Raw genomic sequence first — 1,483 nt, forward strand, 5'->3', positions numbered from 1 at the left:
TTGTTAAATTTTGTAAAAAACCAGATCAGAATGGGGTGAATCCCTGTTTTGATAAACGAAGATGGAGATGTTCGCGCTCCCGATGCTTCTTTTATCCTAGCTGAACGTTTACCTCGCACCACAGAAGGTTACGCGGAGTTAGTTCCTGACTTGATGTTTGAAGTTAAATCTAGAACTGATAGTTTGGCTAAATTACGCCGGAAAATCCAGCAATTTCTGGAATTGGGGACTCAAGTTGGGGTGTTAGTGGATCCGAGGACTCGCACCATGGAGGTTTATCGCCTCAATCGAGATAAAGTTGTGCTGGGGAATGGGGATGTGCTGCAAGTGCCGGAATTGCTTCCTGGGTGGGAATTGCCTGTTGTTGAGGTTTGGGCACCTGAGTTTGATTGAGAAGACTGTTTATTCTTCTCAAGTATTAGATTAAGTTTGAATGTTTTAAAGGGATTGAATATGTTTATAACAAATATCAAAATCAGTCAAAATTCTCAAGACATTTTAATAAAAGCGGCGGCGAAAAAACGAATGTCTGTAGAGGATCTTGCTTCAGAAATATTAAGCGATGCAGCGCGGTCTTGGGGAGGCAGCGCGGTCTTGGGGAGGCAGCGCGGTCTTGGGGAGGCAGCGCGGTCTTGGGGAGGCAGCGCGGTCTTGGGGGTTCCCCCCATGAGCGACTGCCGTGGTTCCCCCCATGAGCGACTGCCGTGGTTCCCCCCATGAGCGACTGCCGTGGTTCCCCCCATGAGCGACTGCCGTGGTTCCCCCCATGAGCGACTGCCGTGGTTCCCCCCATGAGCGACTGCCGTGGTTCCCCCCATGAGCGACTGCCGTGGTTCCCCCCATGAGCGACTGCCGTGGTTCCCCCCATGAGCGACTGCCGTGGTTCCCCCCATGAGCGACTGCCGTGGTTCCCCCCATGAGCGACTGCCGTGGTTCCCCCCATGAGCGACTGCCGTGGTTCCCCCCATGAGCGACTGCCGTGGTTCCCCCCATGAGCGACTGCCGTGGTTCCCCCCATGAGCGACTGCCGTGGTTCCCCCCATGAGCGACTGCCGTGGTTCCCCCCATGAGCGACTGCCGTGGTTCCCCCCATGAGCGACTGCCGTGGTTCCCCCCATGAGCGACTGCCGTGGTTCCCCCCATGAGCGACTGCCGTGGTTCCCCCCATGAGCGACTGCCGTGGTTCCCCCCATGAACGACTGCCGTGGTTCCCCCCATGAGCGACTGCCGTGGTTCCCCCCATGAGCGACTGCCGTGGTTCCCCCCATGAGCGACTGCCGTGGTTCCCCCCATGAGCGACTGCCGTGGTTCCCCCCATGAGCGACTGCCGTGGTTCCCCCCATGAGCGACTGCCGTGGTTCCCCCCATGAGCGACTGCCGTGGTTCCCCCCATGAGCGACTGCCGTGGTTCCCCCCATGAGCGACTGCCGTGGTTCCCCCCATGAGCGACTGCCGTGGTTCCCCCCATGAACGACTGCCGTGG

At 57.9% G+C, this 1,483-nt stretch carries 1 protein-coding gene and 1 pseudogene; both read left to right on the forward strand.

All coding sequences use genetic code 11. The features are described from left to right. Positions 1–48: 48 nt before the first annotated feature. A pseudogene (locus tag LYNGBM3L_RS33385) lies at positions 49–393 on the forward strand (Uma2 family endonuclease); the annotation flags it as partial. A 60-nt stretch (positions 394–453) separates the two neighbouring features. After that, a complete protein-coding gene (locus LYNGBM3L_RS42445; protein WP_131827464.1) occupies positions 454–720 on the forward strand; it encodes a hypothetical protein in 267 nt (88 codons plus the stop codon). Positions 721–1,483: the final 763 nt, after the last annotated feature.

The sequence above is a fragment of the Moorena producens 3L genome, from assembly GCF_000211815.1.
Taxonomy (GTDB): domain Bacteria; phylum Cyanobacteriota; class Cyanobacteriia; order Cyanobacteriales; family Coleofasciculaceae; genus Moorena; species Moorena producens.